This window comes from Demequina sp., assembly GCF_049841215.1.
In the GTDB taxonomy this organism is placed as follows: Bacteria; Actinomycetota; Actinomycetes; order Actinomycetales; family Demequinaceae; genus Demequina.
On sequence record NZ_JASGEO010000002.1, the window covers coordinates 57718 to 70595 of the forward strand.

At 66.2% G+C, this 12878-nt stretch carries 15 protein-coding genes; 8 read left to right on the top strand and 7 right to left on the bottom strand.

From position 1 onward, the window contains the following. Nucleotides 1–7 precede the first annotated feature (7 nt). Complete coding sequence (gene glgA / locus QM618_RS00300) at nt 8–1210, bottom strand: glycogen synthase (RefSeq protein WP_428093147.1); 1203 nt, start codon at nt 1208–1210, stop codon at nt 8–10. A 72-nt stretch (nt 1211–1282) separates the two neighbouring features. Between glgA and QM618_RS00305 the strand changes: the two genes are divergently transcribed. Further along, nucleotides 1283–2524 (top strand): glucose-1-phosphate adenylyltransferase, encoded by a 1242-nt coding sequence (locus QM618_RS00305; RefSeq protein ID WP_428093150.1) that lies wholly within the window; start codon nt 1283–1285, stop codon nt 2522–2524. Beyond that, nucleotides 2521–3150, top strand: coding sequence for a phosphoserine phosphatase SerB (serB, locus tag QM618_RS00310; protein WP_428093153.1), 630 nt, complete (start codon nt 2521–2523; stop codon nt 3148–3150). Before QM618_RS00305 ends, serB begins: the two co-directional genes overlap by 4 nt. On the opposite strand, the gene QM618_RS00315 is transcribed toward serB, so the two are convergent. The 4 genes from QM618_RS00315 to fabG form a co-directional block, all read right to left on the bottom strand. Further along, nucleotides 3139–3627 (bottom strand): hypothetical protein, encoded by a 489-nt coding sequence (locus tag QM618_RS00315; protein WP_428093156.1) that lies wholly within the window; start codon nt 3625–3627, stop codon nt 3139–3141. The genes serB and QM618_RS00315 overlap by 12 nt on opposite strands. Next, nucleotides 3614–4123, bottom strand: a complete 510-nt coding sequence (locus QM618_RS00320) for a SixA phosphatase family protein (protein ID WP_428093159.1) — start codon at nt 4121–4123, stop codon at nt 3614–3616. Before QM618_RS00320 ends, QM618_RS00315 begins: the two co-directional genes overlap by 14 nt. Nucleotides 4124–4128: 5 nt before the next feature. Beyond that, on the bottom strand, nt 4129–4896 hold the full coding sequence (fabI, locus tag QM618_RS00325) for an enoyl-ACP reductase FabI (protein WP_428093163.1): 768 nt from the start codon (nt 4894–4896) through the stop codon (nt 4129–4131). A gap of 66 nt (nt 4897–4962) precedes the next feature. Beyond that, entirely contained in the window at nt 4963–5667 is a 705-nt protein-coding gene (fabG, locus tag QM618_RS00330; protein WP_428093166.1) for a 3-oxoacyl-ACP reductase FabG, read from the bottom strand. A gap of 170 nt (nt 5668–5837) precedes the next feature. Here fabG and QM618_RS00335 point away from each other — a divergent pair, with 170 nt between their 5' ends. Then, nucleotides 5838–6776, top strand: coding sequence for a hypothetical protein (locus QM618_RS00335; RefSeq protein ID WP_428093169.1), 939 nt, complete (start codon nt 5838–5840; stop codon nt 6774–6776). Between the two features lie 28 nt (nt 6777–6804). Beyond that, nucleotides 6805–7587: an SURF1 family protein gene (locus tag QM618_RS00340; RefSeq protein ID WP_428093172.1), complete on the top strand. Its 783-nt coding sequence runs from the start codon at nt 6805–6807 to the stop codon at nt 7585–7587. 17 nt (nt 7588–7604) lie between these two features. Here QM618_RS00340 and QM618_RS00345 read toward each other — a convergent pair whose 3' ends face one another. Continuing rightward, nucleotides 7605–9203, bottom strand: a complete 1599-nt coding sequence (locus QM618_RS00345) for an ABC-F family ATP-binding cassette domain-containing protein (RefSeq protein ID WP_428093176.1) — start codon at nt 9201–9203, stop codon at nt 7605–7607. Between the two features lie 130 nt (nt 9204–9333). Between QM618_RS00345 and QM618_RS00350 the strand changes: the two genes are divergently transcribed. Genes QM618_RS00350 through ypfJ form a run of 4 tightly spaced genes read left to right on the top strand, consistent with a single transcriptional unit; the run spans nt 9334 to nt 12289 of the window. After that, nucleotides 9334–9981 (top strand): biotin transporter BioY, encoded by a 648-nt coding sequence (locus QM618_RS00350; protein WP_428093180.1) that lies wholly within the window; start codon nt 9334–9336, stop codon nt 9979–9981. 9 nt (nt 9982–9990) lie between these two features. Continuing rightward, nucleotides 9991–10695, top strand: coding sequence for an energy-coupling factor ABC transporter ATP-binding protein (locus tag QM618_RS00355; protein WP_428093183.1), 705 nt, complete (start codon nt 9991–9993; stop codon nt 10693–10695). Continuing rightward, on the top strand, nt 10692–11393 hold the full coding sequence (locus QM618_RS00360) for an energy-coupling factor transporter transmembrane component T family protein (RefSeq protein WP_428093186.1): 702 nt from the start codon (nt 10692–10694) through the stop codon (nt 11391–11393). Before QM618_RS00355 ends, QM618_RS00360 begins: the two co-directional genes overlap by 4 nt. Continuing rightward, nucleotides 11390–12289 carry a KPN_02809 family neutral zinc metallopeptidase gene (gene ypfJ, locus QM618_RS00365; RefSeq protein WP_428093189.1) on the top strand — a complete coding sequence of 300 codons (900 nt, stop codon included), beginning with the start codon at nt 11390–11392 and terminating at the stop codon, nt 12287–12289. The genes QM618_RS00360 and ypfJ overlap by 4 nt, the downstream gene beginning before the upstream one ends. A gap of 189 nt (nt 12290–12478) precedes the next feature. On the opposite strand, the gene QM618_RS00370 is transcribed toward ypfJ, so the two are convergent. After that, nucleotides 12479–12877, bottom strand: a complete 399-nt coding sequence (locus QM618_RS00370; protein ID WP_428093192.1) for an arsenate reductase ArsC — start codon at nt 12875–12877, stop codon at nt 12479–12481. Nucleotide 12878: the final 1 nt, after the last annotated feature.

The window sequence follows — 12878 nt, forward strand, 5'->3', positions numbered from 1 at the left end:
CGCGAGCCTATCGAAGAATGGACTGGTACAGGCCCAACGTCCGGTCGCCGATGGCGGTCCATGAGAAGTGCTCGGCGGCACGCTCGCGCCCCGCACGTCCCATGCCCGACGCTCGCTCACCATCGAGCGCCACTGTCGCCAGAGCGTTGGCGAGGTCGGCAATAAACGCATCGGGGTTGAGGGGCGTTCCGGTGCCGTCCGTGAGCTGCTCGAGAGGCACAAGCAGACCGGTTTCACCATGCACCACGACCTCAGGGATGCCTCCCGTTGCGGAGGCGACAACGGGAAGCCCCACCGCCATGGCCTCGAGGTTGACGATGCCGAGGGGCTCGTAGATCGACGGGCACACGAACACCGTGCAGGCGTCGAGCACCGCAATGAGTTCCGGGCGGGGCAGCATCTTCTCGATCCAGATGACGCCATCGCGCGTCTCTTGCAGTGCGGCCACTGCAGATGACACCTCTTGCGCGATCTCCTTGGTGTCGGGAGCGCCAGCGCACAACACCACTTGAATCTCGGGCGGCAGTTGCTCCACGGCCCTCAGGAAGTACGGCAGTCCCTTCTGCCTGGTAATCCGGCCAACGAAAACCACGGCAGGACGAGAACGATCGATTCCCCACTCGGCGACCACAGCGTCGGCCCGTGCCCGCTCCTCATCACTTGACGGCGCCGCCCAACCCGCCACATCGATCCCGTTGTGGATGACGTGCACGCGATCGGGGTCAACCGCGGGGTAGGCGCGCAGCACGTCGGTGCGCATGCCTGCGCTCACGGCGATGATCGCGTCAGCAGCCTCGTAGGCCGTCTTCTCGATCCAGCTCGAGACGCGGTAGCCGCCTCCAAGCTGCTCTGCCTTCCATGGGCGCAGCGGCTCAAGCGAGTGGGCGCTCAGCACATGCGGAACTCCGTGGAGCGTCTTCGCGAGGTGCCCCGCCATGTTCGCGTACCAGGTGTGCGAGTGCACGAGGTCGGTGCCAACGCAGTCGCGAGCCATCGGCAGGTTGTGCGCTAGGACGTCGAGCGACGCCTCGCCAACTCCGCCTCCGAGCGCGTCGTAACCGGTGACCCCAGGCTCATCTCGCGGCCCATCGAAGGCCCGTACGCGTACGTCGACGTGCTCGCGAAGCACCCCCGCGAGCTCCGTCACGTGAACGCCGGCGCCGCCATAGATGTGCGGCGGATACTCCCTGGTCAGCAAGTCAATGCGCATGTCTCCCACGCTAGTGGTTTCTTCCTCGGCGCGGGCCCGCCGCTGGTCCCGCTTGCCGCCTATGCTGGGCGTATGGCCGCGCCCAAAGTCCTCGCAATCGTCCTCGCAGGGGGTGAGGGCAAGCGACTGATGCCCCTCACCGCCGCTCGCGCTAAGCCCGCAGTGCCGTTCGGCGGCACTTACCGCCTCGTGGACTTCGCGCTGAGCAACGTGATCAACTCGCGCTACCTGCACGTGGTAGTGCTGACGCAGTACAAGTCGCACTCGCTTGACCGCCATATCGCGCGCACGTGGCGCATGTCGCCCCTGCTCGGCAACTATGTTGCGCCGGTGCCAGCGCAACAGCGCCGCGGCCCCCACTGGTACCTCGGCAGCGCGGACGCGATCTACCAGTGCGCGAACATCCTCGAGGATGAGCGGCCCGACATTGTCGTCATCGTTGGTGCCGACCACGTGTACCGAATGGACTTCTCCCAGATGGTGGACGCGCACGTGGCCTCTGGCGCCAAGTTCTCCATCGCCGGGATTCGTCAGCCCATCGCGCTTGCCCCTGAGATGGGCGTGATCGACATCGATCCCGACGACCCCAGCCGCGTGCGCGCGTTCCTCGAGAAGCCCAAGGACCCCCAGGGACTATCAGACAGCCCCGGCGAGGTGCTCGCCTCGATGGGTAACTACGTGGCCGACGCCGATGCCCTCATGGAGGCGCTCGCCAAGGACGCGGATCGCGTCGGCTCCAAGCACGACATGGGCGGCGACATCGTCCCCTACTTCGTGGAGCGCGGCGAGTGCGGGTTCTACGACTTCCGCCACAACGACGTCCCCGGCTCCACCGATCGCGACCGCAACTACTGGCGCGACGTGGGAACGCTCGACTCGTATTACGAGGCCCATCAGGACCTCATCGCGGTGGCGCCCGTCTTCAACGTGTACAACCACCAGTGGCCCATGCACCAGGGCCTCATCACGGCCCCGCCTGCCAAGTTCATCCACTCGGAAGAGGGCCGGCTTGGTCACGCAGCGGATTCGATAGTCTCCCCTGGCGTGATCGTTTCCGGCGCCACTGTCACTGGCTCGGTGCTCTCCCCTGGGGTGAGGCTCCACTCGTGGTCAACCGTGAGCGACTCTGTGCTCCTCGATAACGTCGTGGTCAACCGTCATGCGCAAGTGCACCGCGCCATCGTGGATAAGAACGTGGTGGTTGAAGAGGGCGCGCGCATCGGCATCGATCGCGAGTGGGACCTGCAGCGCGGGTTCACGGTCACGGATTCCGGAATCACGGTCGTCGCCAAGGGGACCGTGGTCAGTTCATGACGCGTTTGCTTGTCCTCGACGTCGATTCCACCCTGATCACTGCCGAGGTCATTGAACTCGTCGCGGCTCACGCAGGCACCCAAGCGGAAGTGGCCCGCATCACCGAGGCCGCGATGCGCGGCGAGTTGGACTTCGGTGAATCCCTCAAGGAGCGCGTCGCCACGCTCAAGGGTCTGCGTGTCAGTGTTCTTGACGACGTGCTCGCCCAGGTTGAGCTCACTCCCGGCGCCGCAGAGCTCGTGTCGGCCGCGCAGGGTGCCGGCTGGGAGGTTGCGCTCGTCTCCGGCGGTTTCGCGGAGATCGTGGCCCCGCTGGCAGCCCGGCTAGGCATCACGCGCTTCCGCGCCAATCGGTTTGACGTGTCCGAGGGCATGCTCACCGGCCGCACAGATGGCCCAGTCATCGATCGGGCGGCTAAGGCCGAGGCCCTGCGCGCCTTCGCGGCGGAGCTCGGGATCGCGGTTGAGGACACGGTCGCCATTGGCGACGGCGCGAACGACCTCGACATGATGGCCGCCGCGGGCCTAGGAATCGCGTTCAACGCCAAGCCCGTGGTCCAAGCGCAAGCAGACATCGCCATCAATGAGCCGCGCCTCGATGCCGCCCTGCCGCACCTAGGACTCTAGCCAACCGTCTTCGCGCGCGATGAGCAGCGCCTGCGTAAGCAGTGCGGCCGCTTCCGCATCGAGAGCGAGGTCGCGCATAGCCTCCATGAGGTCACGCGTTTCGCGTTGCCAGCGGCCCCTCATCTCCGCAGGCGTGGTCTCACCACCCTCGCGCAAGGCTTGGGCTATCCCCAGCGCGGCCTTGGCATTGCCCGACGCTGTTGGCGCCTGCCGTACCCACGTCCCGCTATCGACGTTGTAGGCCTCCCCATAGAGCCCCGCCTGGGAATCCCACAGGTGTTCACGATGCATGCGGTACTGCATGTCCGCGGGAGCAAAGTCCCCGGTAGACACAAGGAAAGGCACCACCTCACCGATCGCGTCTACCCACACCTCTCCCGGGTGACCCGGGTAGTACAAGACCCCAGAGTCATGCCGCGGACCCCAGCGCAGCATCCACCAGCGACGCTCTTGCGTCTGCTGATCAGAAGTGGGCATGGGACGCGCACACTGCCGTGAGCACGGCCTTGTTCTGGCCCAGTTCGCGGAGCGGTCCCTCAAAGTCGAGCAGAGCCGCGGTTCCCGTTGGTAGCCCGTGGGCGATGCGCTGCAGCGCCTTCGTGTCCGAGCCGGGGCCGGCGAGCCATGCCGCCGCGGCGGAAATCGTCGGCTCGTGGCCAACGACGGCCACCGTGCCTTCCGTGTCGAGCGCCGTCAGGAGTCCAACGACACCACCCACGTGGGTTTCGTAAAGCGACTCCTCGGTGTGCGCCTCGGCGCCATCGAAGGTGGGCTCCATGAGCTTCCACGTCTGCTGGGTGCGTACCGCGCTCGAGACGAGCGCTACCGCAATCTCAACCCCAGCGTCGGCCAGTGCCTGGGCGAGGGCTTGCGCTGAACTGCGCCCCTCGAGGGTGAGCGCGCGGTCGTGGTCGTCGAGTGCTGGCCGTGGTGCCTCTGCCTTCGCGTGACGAACGAGTACAAGGCGAGTCATGACACTCAGGCGCCCATCGCGTGGACGCCGCCGTCCACGTGGATCATCTCGCCCGTTGTGGCGGGGAACCAGTCACTGAGAAGCGCGGTCACGGCACGGGCCGCGGGCTCGGTGTTCGCCGAATCCCACCCAAGCGGGGCGCGCTCATCCCAATGGCCCTCCATTTGGTCAAAGCCCGGGATGTGCTTGGCTGCCGTCGTGAGCAGCGGACCAGCGGAGACCACGTTGCACCGGATGCCCTGTGGGCCCAGGTCGCGGGCGAGGTAGCGGTTGACCGACTCAAACGCGGCCTTAGCGACACCCATCCAGTCGTACACGGGCCACGCGTAGCGAGCGTCGAACGTGAGGCCAACCAGCGAGCCGCCGTTGGTCATGAGAGGAAGCGCGGCACCTGCGAGCGCCTTGAGCGAATACGCAGAGGTGTGAATCGCGACGGCGACGTCATCCCACTCGCCAGACATGAAGTTGCCGCCCATGACGGACTGCGGCGCAAAACCGATCGAGTGCACCACGCCGTCGAGGTGGGGAACGTGCTCCTTGACGGCGTCCGCGAGGCCCGCGAGCTGCTCGGGGTTGGTAACGTCCAGTTCGATGGCCTGCGCCTCCACGGGGAGTCTGCGGCCCATCGCTTGCGTCACCTTCAGGGTGCGCGCCATTCCGGTCAGCACCACCGTTGCGCCTTCCTCTTGGCACAGGCGCGCGACATCGAATGCGATCGAGCCCTCGGTGAGCACACCGGTCACCAGAATGTTCTTGCCTTCAAGAATTCCCATGGTCTCCTCCTCTTGAGTGAGCGTAGCGCCGCTGCGGTGTGATGCGAGTCAGCGCGGGAACGAGTGTTAGTGGCCCATGCCGAGGCCACCGTCAACGGGCAGCACGGCCCCGCTGATGTAGCCGGCGGCGTCGGAGGCGAGGAACACGGCGGCGTTCGCCACCTCATCCGTTGAGCCGAATCGACGGGCAGGGATGTTCGCCTTGTACTGGGCCACGAGGTCTTCGCCCAGTTCAGCTGTCATCGCCGTCTCAATGAAGCCAGGCGCGATGACGTTCGCCGTGATGCCGCGCGATCCCACCTCTCGCGTGATGGAACGCGCCATGCCCACCAGTGCAGACTTCGACGCCGAGTAGTTCACCTGCCCAGGATTGCCCAGCAGTCCAACGACCGAGCCGACCAGCACAATGCGGCCGTACTTCTCGCGCATCATCGACTGCACCGCGCGCCGCACAGTGCGGAATGTGCCGGTCAGGTTGACGTCGATGACCGCCTCGAAGTCCTCATCGCTCATGCGCATGAGAAGGCCGTCGCGCGTGATGCCTGCGTTCGCGATGAGCACGCGCACGCGACCGTGCTTGGCCTCGAGCTCGTCGAACGCCGCATTGACGGCGTCCGTGTCGGAGATGTCCGCGATCGCCCCGTCCACGCCCTCTGGGAGGTCTCCGCCGCGGTAGATCGTGGAGACGGTGTCCCCCGCCGCAACGAACGCTTCCGCGATCGCCCGTCCTATCCCCCGATTGGCTCCTGTGACGACCACGTGTCTTGTCATGCCCGCAACGCTAGCCGAGCCCAACCACACGCGACGAATCAGCGCGCAACAGAGCGTTATCGAAGCGATACGATTTTTGGGGCCACAGGACCGCAATCCCCTGCCAGAATGTTGGTACTGTGCCGTGAACAGTTCGGCAGATGCGCAATGGCGCGAACAAGGGAGTATGCATGACCACCGAGGACGTTGTGTCATCCACGAGGAACCACCGAACCCCAGCTCGCAAGGTCGCCTACGGGCTTCTCGCGGGCGTTGCGGCGCTCACGCTCGCAGGTTGCTCCTCAGGCGAGACCTTCATCGACGGCTGGTGGGACAACGGCGACCCCGTGCTCGTGCCCACTAAGGCCTCCCTCTTCGACGACCAGGGCGTCCCGCTATGCGACACGCCCACCGCGTTTGGCACGCTCGAGACCCGCGCCCGCTCGTTCTCTGAGCTCGGAGGCGTGGTCAACTCCTTCCTGTGGGAGGTGACGAACCCCGAGACGGACCCGTCCACCGCGTCCACCAAGAAGGAGCGCAACAAGCTCGAGGTGCTGCAGGACAGCCCCGGCGCGATGTACCAGCTCACGTTCCCCACCTTCGACAAGGAACACGGCATCTCCAGCCCGGAGGACATGCGCAAGGTCAAGGACGAGCTCAAAGCTCACCTCCCCGACCTCCTCACCGAGGGTCCCGTCACGTCCTACGTCAAGGTTGACGACCAGTGGATCGACGGCCCGCAGGGCCACTTCTCCGTGCGGCGTGCGGACGATGCCGAGGGCTACATCAAGGACAACGGCATCAACACCACCTTCAACGGCATCCAGAACACGTACTGGATTGCCCAGAAGGACGATGACGGCAGCGAGTGGCTATTGGTCCGCAACAAGGAGACCGGTGCCGCAACGCTCATGCGCGCAGGAGCCGAAGACGTCCTGCTTGACGAGTCAACCGAGTCCTTCACGCGCTACTTCGTGGAGAACGAGTCCACCGGCTCCAACCCTGACGCCACGATCACTCTTGTGAACGACCAGTGCCGCCCCGTCGGTGGCGACAACGTGTCGCGCTTCTGGGTCTACGAGTACGAGCTGCTCGACGGCACGGAGCAGGGCCCCAACGTCATCGAGTAGGCGGCCAACTCCCCGTTAGCATTCTGGGGTGCCTTCTTCCTCGCGCGTCCACCGCGCGCTCACGGTTGTTGGCATTGGCCTGTTCGCCATTGCCGTGAGCGTCACGGCGGTGTTCCTTGGCCAGTGGCAGTATCACCGGCACGAGGCGCGCGCAGCGGAGATCGACTACTTCGAGGCCGGGCAGGCGGCTGCCCCTGCTCCCCTTAACGACGTGGTGCCCGACGGCGTGGCTGAGTTCCCTCAGAGCGCTCGCTGGCGCGTCGCAACAGTCTCGGGCACGTTCGATACCGAGAGCCTCACGTGGTTGCGCAACAGGCCGGTGAACAGCTCGCCCGCGTCTCACGCGCTCGCGTGGTTCGTGACTGACGACGGCCGCGCGTTGCTCGTGGACGCTGGGTGGGTAGAGCCTGAAGCGACCGGCCGCCCGTCGCTCCCCACGGAGCACCTCGATCTCACGGTGACGATGCGGCCCACGGAGGACGACAACGGCACGCCCGGCACCCGCATCACACCGGCCCAGATGCCGGCGGCGCCGGGAGCGGTAGTCCCCGGCTACGGAGTCCTCGCGGAGGCCTGCTTGGACCCGTGCGGGGCGCTACCAGGACTGTCGATCACCCCCCTGCCGCCGCTGAGCCTCGGCCCCCACCTCGCCTACACCGTGCAGTGGTACATGCTCGCCGTTGCGGCTCCCATCGTGGCGATCGTGTGGAGCCGCCGCGAACTCAAGGGAGACAAGGCGCCGTCGGCGCCAACCAAGCCCAAGCGTCGGGCAGTGGAGCCCACCGACGAGGAGATCGAGGACGCGCTCTGAGCCCTTCCTGGCGGAGCCTAGGCGAGCGTTACCAAATCCAAGTAGGACGGGTTCCAGAGGTCCTCTACGGCGTCAGGGAGCAGCAAAACCCGCTCGGGCTCTAGAGCTTCCACGGCGCCCTCATCATGTGTCACCAGGACCACGGCGCCCTCGTAGGTGCGCAACGCGCGCAGGATCTCCTCGCGGCTCGCGGGGTCGAGGTTGTTGGTTGGCTCGTCGAGGAGCAGCACGTTCGCCTGGCTCACCACGAGCGTGGCGAGAGCGAGCCGGGTCTTCTCGCCGCCACTGAGGACGCGAGCGGGCTTGTAGGCGTCGTCACCCGCGAAGAGGAAGGACCCAAGCACCGATCGCACGGCGGTGTCGTCGAGGTCCGGCGCGGCGTGACGAAGGTTCTCGAGTACCGTCGCGTCAAGATCGAGGGTGTCGTGCTCCTGCGCGTAATAGCCCAGCTTGAGGCCGTGGCCCGGCTCCACCTGGCCGGTGTCGGGGTTCTCGACGCCCCCAAGCAACCGCAGGAGCGTGGTCTTGCCCGCGCCGTTGAGGCCAAGCACCACTACGCGAGAGCCGCGGTCGATCGCGAGGTCAACGTCCGTGAACACCTCAAGGGACCCGTAGGACTTTGACAGTTCGCTCGCTCGCAGCGGCGTCTTCCCACACGACGCTGGGGTGGGGAAGCGCAAGTGCGCCACCTTATCCTTCACTCGCTCCTGCTCAACGCCCGCGAGCATCTTTTCCGCTCGCTTCATCATGTTCTGCGCGGCGACGGCCTTGGTGGCCTTGGCGCGCATCTTCTCCGCTTGGGCGTTGAGTGCTGCGGCCTTCTTCTCCGCGTTATCACGCTCACGGCGGCGGCGGCGCTCGTCCGTCTCGCGCTGCTTGAGGTACAGGTCCCAGCCCATCGCGTATTGGTCTATCTCGCCGCGGTTCGCATCCAAGTGGAACACCTTGTTCACGACGGCGCGCACAAGGTCGACGTCGTGGGAGATGAGTATGAGGCCGCCCGAGTAGGCCTGCAGGAACTGGCGAAGCCACACGATCGAGTCCGCATCGAGGTGGTTGGTGGGCTCATCGAGCAAGAGCGTCTGCGCATCGCTGAAGAGAATGCGAGCAAGTTCCACGCGACGGCGCTGGCCGCCGGAGAGCGTGCCGATGGGCTGGTGCAGCACGCGCTCCTCGAGACCAAGATTGGCGGCAATACGTGAGGCGTCGGCCTCCGCAGCGTACCCACCGGCCGCACGGAAGCGCTCCTCGAGCCGCGGGTAGCGGTCCATGGCCTTATCCCTGACGGCGTCGTCTTCGCTCGCCATGTCCTGCTCAGCCTGACGCATTTTGGTGGCCAGCGTGGCGAGGTCACGCACCTCGAGGATGCGCTCCATCGCTAGCTGATCGAGGTCACCCGTGCGCGGATCTTGAGGCAGGTAGCCGATGTCGCCCTTGCGGGACACGTGGCCCGAGGTGGGCTGGCCCTCCCCAGCCAAGACCTTGGTGAGGGTGGTCTTGCCGGCACCGTTGCGGCCCACGAGTCCAACGCGGTCGCCTGGCGCAATCTGAAAGGACGCAGGGCTCAGCAGCACGCGCGCTCCGATGCGCAACTCAACGTCCTTCGCCGAGATCACCTGTTCTCCTTGCCGCGCCGCGCGCGATTTTGTCGATGTCCCACAACGTTTCGGTCGTTTCGAGGCCGCTAGGCATCGGTTCTTTGTGGGGACGGTAATGTTTCGCCATCCATTATCCCAGGAGGTTTACGTGGACTTGCGCCGTCACCTGACCGGTCAGAACATCGCCCTTGTCACCGTCTTTGCGGGCTTCATCGCCGCGTCGACCTTGTGGGGCGGCGTCGAGTTCGCCGCGGGCGTGCCGTTCACGCTGCAGACTTTCGCGGTGCTCCTCGCGGGTGCCGTGCTTGGGCCATGGCGGGGCGCGGCCGCCGTTCTCATCTACCTCCTCCTCGGAACCGCGGGCCTTCCCATCTTCGCGGGCCACACCACCGGTGCGGTCGCGTGGCCAAGCGCTACCGCCGGCTTCCTCATCGGCTTCCTGCCTGCCGCGTTCGTCACGGGATGGATCGTGCGCGGGCTGCGGCGCCGCTCCGCGCTGACCTTCTCTGGAGCTTTCGGTGCGGCAGTCATGGGCGGGCTCGTCGTCCTCTATCCGATCGGCTGGGGCTACGTCGCGTGGAAGGCTGGTTTGGACTTCACCGCCACCGTCATCGGGGCAGCCCCGTTTGCGGTGTTCGACCTCATCAAGTGCGTCTTCGTTGGGCTCGTCGCCACCGCCGTGCATCGCGCCTACCCATGGATTCTGCCCGCCAAGCCGCAAAGCAAGGTGACGTCGGTCACGGACGCAGCCCCAGCGTCGGGCAGCGAGGCGAACGAGGCGCTCGCAACCGCCTAACCTTTACTTATGATCGAGTTCAAGGACGCGGCCGTGACCGCGCCCGACTCGGGCGTCCCCATCCTTGATCCCACCACCCTCACGCTTACCGAGGACCGGATCAGCATCATTGGGGCGAACGGGTCTGGAAAGTCGACGCTCGCTCGGCTCATCAACGGCCTGGTGATTCCCGTGAGCGGCACTGTCGCGGTGGATGGCCTCGACACGGTGAAGCACGGCGCGCAGGTACGGCGCAAGGTGGGTTACCTGTTCACGGACCCGTCCGCGCAGCTCATCATGCCAACGGCGATCGAAGACGTGACCCTGTCATTGCGACGGATCATCGACGACCGCCGGGAGCGAAACGCTGCCGCGATGGCGGCGCTCGAGGAGATCGGCCTTGGCGACAAGGCGGACGTGTCCGTCAACGCGCTGTCCGGTGGCCAGCGGCAGTTGCTCGCGCTCGCGGGCGTGCTCGCCGTGACGCCGTCGATCATCGTGGCCGACGAGCCGACGACGCTGCTGGACCTACGCTGGAGGGCACACGTTGGCGCGCTGCTGCGCGCGCTCCCTGTGCAGCTCATAGAGGTGACGCACGATCTTGACGCGGCCTCGCGCGCGGACCGCACCCTTCTCGTTGACCGCGGCGCCGTGGTCTTTGACGGCGACCCACGCGAGGCGATCGCGATGTACCGTGACCTGATGTTCGGCCGCGTCAAGGACACCGACGAGTGATCTCACTCCTGGGCATCTATCGCCCACGCAATACCCCGCTGCACAAATCGTCGGTGGGGTTCAAGTTGATGCTGCTGCTGGCGGCGACAGTCACCGTCATCATGGTCGACGACCCCGTCACCGCGTGCGGGATCGCGGCCGCGTGCCTGCTGCTCCTGCTCAGCACGGCTCCCCCGCCCAAGCCGACCCTGCGAGGGTTGCTCCTGATCGCGATCATGGCTGGCCTCACCGTGGTGTTCCAGGTGTGGCGCGGCGAATACGCGAAGGCGATCGACACCGCGGCGGACATCATCGCGATCTCGGCGCTCGCACTTGCCATCACGTGCTCCACGCCCATGGAAGAGGTGCTTGACGCGATCTCGCGGCTCGCGCGTCCCATCAGGCGCATCCTGCCCCCGGAGACTCTTGGGCTCATGTTCGCGATGACACTGCGCGCGATCCCCGAGGCGGCCCGGCTGCTGATTGAGGCGCGCACGGCGGCCCGTGCGCGCGGGCTGGATCGCAGCCCGCGCGCCGTGCTGATTCCCGCGGCCACCAGGTCCGTTGGCTTCGCGCTGCAACTTGGCCAGGCGCTTCACGCGCGCGGGATTGCCGAGGAGGCACCCCCTGAACGGCGGGCGCCCGTGGCCGAGCCCAAGGCGAAGCATGAGCCCGGCACCAGCCGTAGGAGCCGTCGCCGGGATAGCCTGGGCTCGTGACGTTCAACGAGGGATCCAGGATTGATGCCAGCCGCGTTCAGCGCAGACGTGGCGGCGCGGGAGGCGGCGTTGCGATTGGCGGCGGCGTTGGCGGCATCATCATCGTGTTGCTGTTCCTTGCGTTCCAGTTGTTTGGCGGCGGCGACGCGACGAGTTCGCTCGATGGGCTTACCAACAACACCCAAGACGAGACCACCGACGGCGACTTCGCGGCCAGCTGCTCAACCGGGGCTGACGCGAACGCGTCTGCGGACTGCCGCGTAGCGGGCACCATTCAGTCCCTCGACGACTATTGGGCCGACGCCATGCCCTCGCTTGGCGCCCAACTCGCTCTGCCTGGCGTGGTGATCTTCGACGCGTCAACCCAGTCCGGTTGCGGCATGGCATCCGCGTCCACCGGGCCGTTCTACTGCCCGACGGACCAGACGATCTACCTCGACGTGGCGTTCTTCGACGAGCTCGAGAACACCTACGGCGCGAGCGGCGGCCCGCTCGCCCAGATGTACGTTGTTGCGCACGAATACGGACACCACATCGAGAACCAACTTGGGGTCTTCGACGTGGCGAATCGTGGAGACACCGGCGCGGACTCAGACTCGGTCAAGGTGGAGCTCATGGCTGACTGCCTCGCGGGCGTGTGGGCCGGGCACGCGGCCACCACCGAAGACGCCGACGGGGTGACGCTCATCAAACCGCTCACCGAGCAGGACGTCAACGACGCACTGTCCGCGGCCGCCGCCGTTGGCGACGACCGTATCCAGCAGCAGTCCACCGGGTCGGTCAACGAGTCTGCGTTCACCCACGGTTCCGCCGAGCAGCGCATGGAGGCGTTCAAGGCCGGCTACACCAAGGGCACCGCCACCGCGTGCGACACGTTCGGCGTGATCGGCAACTAGGCCGCACCCCCACCATCACCTCTCCACACACGGCGAATACCTCTCCACACATCGCGATCACCTCTCCACACAAAGAGTGACCCGGCACGCGTCAATCTCGTGTCGTCGTGCGGGGGGATCCATCCACGATGGCCCACCTGTGTGGAGAGGTATTCGCCGTGTGTGGAGGGGTGACCGTGCGTTTTGGGGCTAAACCGCGAGCGAGTCGATGAGGGCCCGCACCCGGGCCTCGATCGCATCGCGGATGGGGCGCACCGCCTCGAGCGGCAGCCCCGCGGGGTCGTCAAGCACCCAGTCCTCGTAGCGCTTTCCGGGAACGTACGGGCACGCGTCGCCGCAGCCCATTGTGATCACCACGTCCGCGACCTCAACGTCATCACGCGAGAGGCGGCTCGGTATCGCTAAGGAGATGTCGATACCACGCTCGGCCATGGCGGCTACGGCGACGGGATTGACCGCGCCCCCTGGTGCCGAGCCTGCGGATGTCACCGCAACGCGGTCCCCCGCGAGCGTGCGCAGGAATCCCGCTGCCATTTGAGAGCGCCCAGCGTTGTGGACGCACACGAACAAGACTGTTGGTTTGGTCACG

Coding starts and splice junctions, on each gene's coding strand:
- glgA (WP_428093147.1), bottom strand. CDS start 1,210: ATGCGCATTGACTTGCTGACCAGGGAGTATCCGCCGCACATCTATGGC.
- QM618_RS00305 (WP_428093150.1), top strand. CDS start 1,283: ATGGCCGCGCCCAAAGTCCTCGCAATCGTCCTCGCAGGGGGTGAGGGC.
- serB (WP_428093153.1), top strand. CDS start 2,521: ATGACGCGTTTGCTTGTCCTCGACGTCGATTCCACCCTGATCACTGCC.
- QM618_RS00315 (WP_428093156.1), bottom strand. CDS start 3,627: ATGCCCACTTCTGATCAGCAGACGCAAGAGCGTCGCTGGTGGATGCTG.
- QM618_RS00320 (WP_428093159.1), bottom strand. CDS start 4,123: ATGACTCGCCTTGTACTCGTTCGTCACGCGAAGGCAGAGGCACCACGG.
- fabI (WP_428093163.1), bottom strand. CDS start 4,896: ATGGGAATTCTTGAAGGCAAGAACATTCTGGTGACCGGTGTGCTCACC.
- fabG (WP_428093166.1), bottom strand. CDS start 5,667: ATGACAAGACACGTGGTCGTCACAGGAGCCAATCGGGGGATAGGACGG.
- QM618_RS00335 (WP_428093169.1), top strand. CDS start 5,838: ATGACCACCGAGGACGTTGTGTCATCCACGAGGAACCACCGAACCCCA.
- QM618_RS00355 (WP_428093183.1), top strand. CDS start 9,991: ATGATCGAGTTCAAGGACGCGGCCGTGACCGCGCCCGACTCGGGCGTC.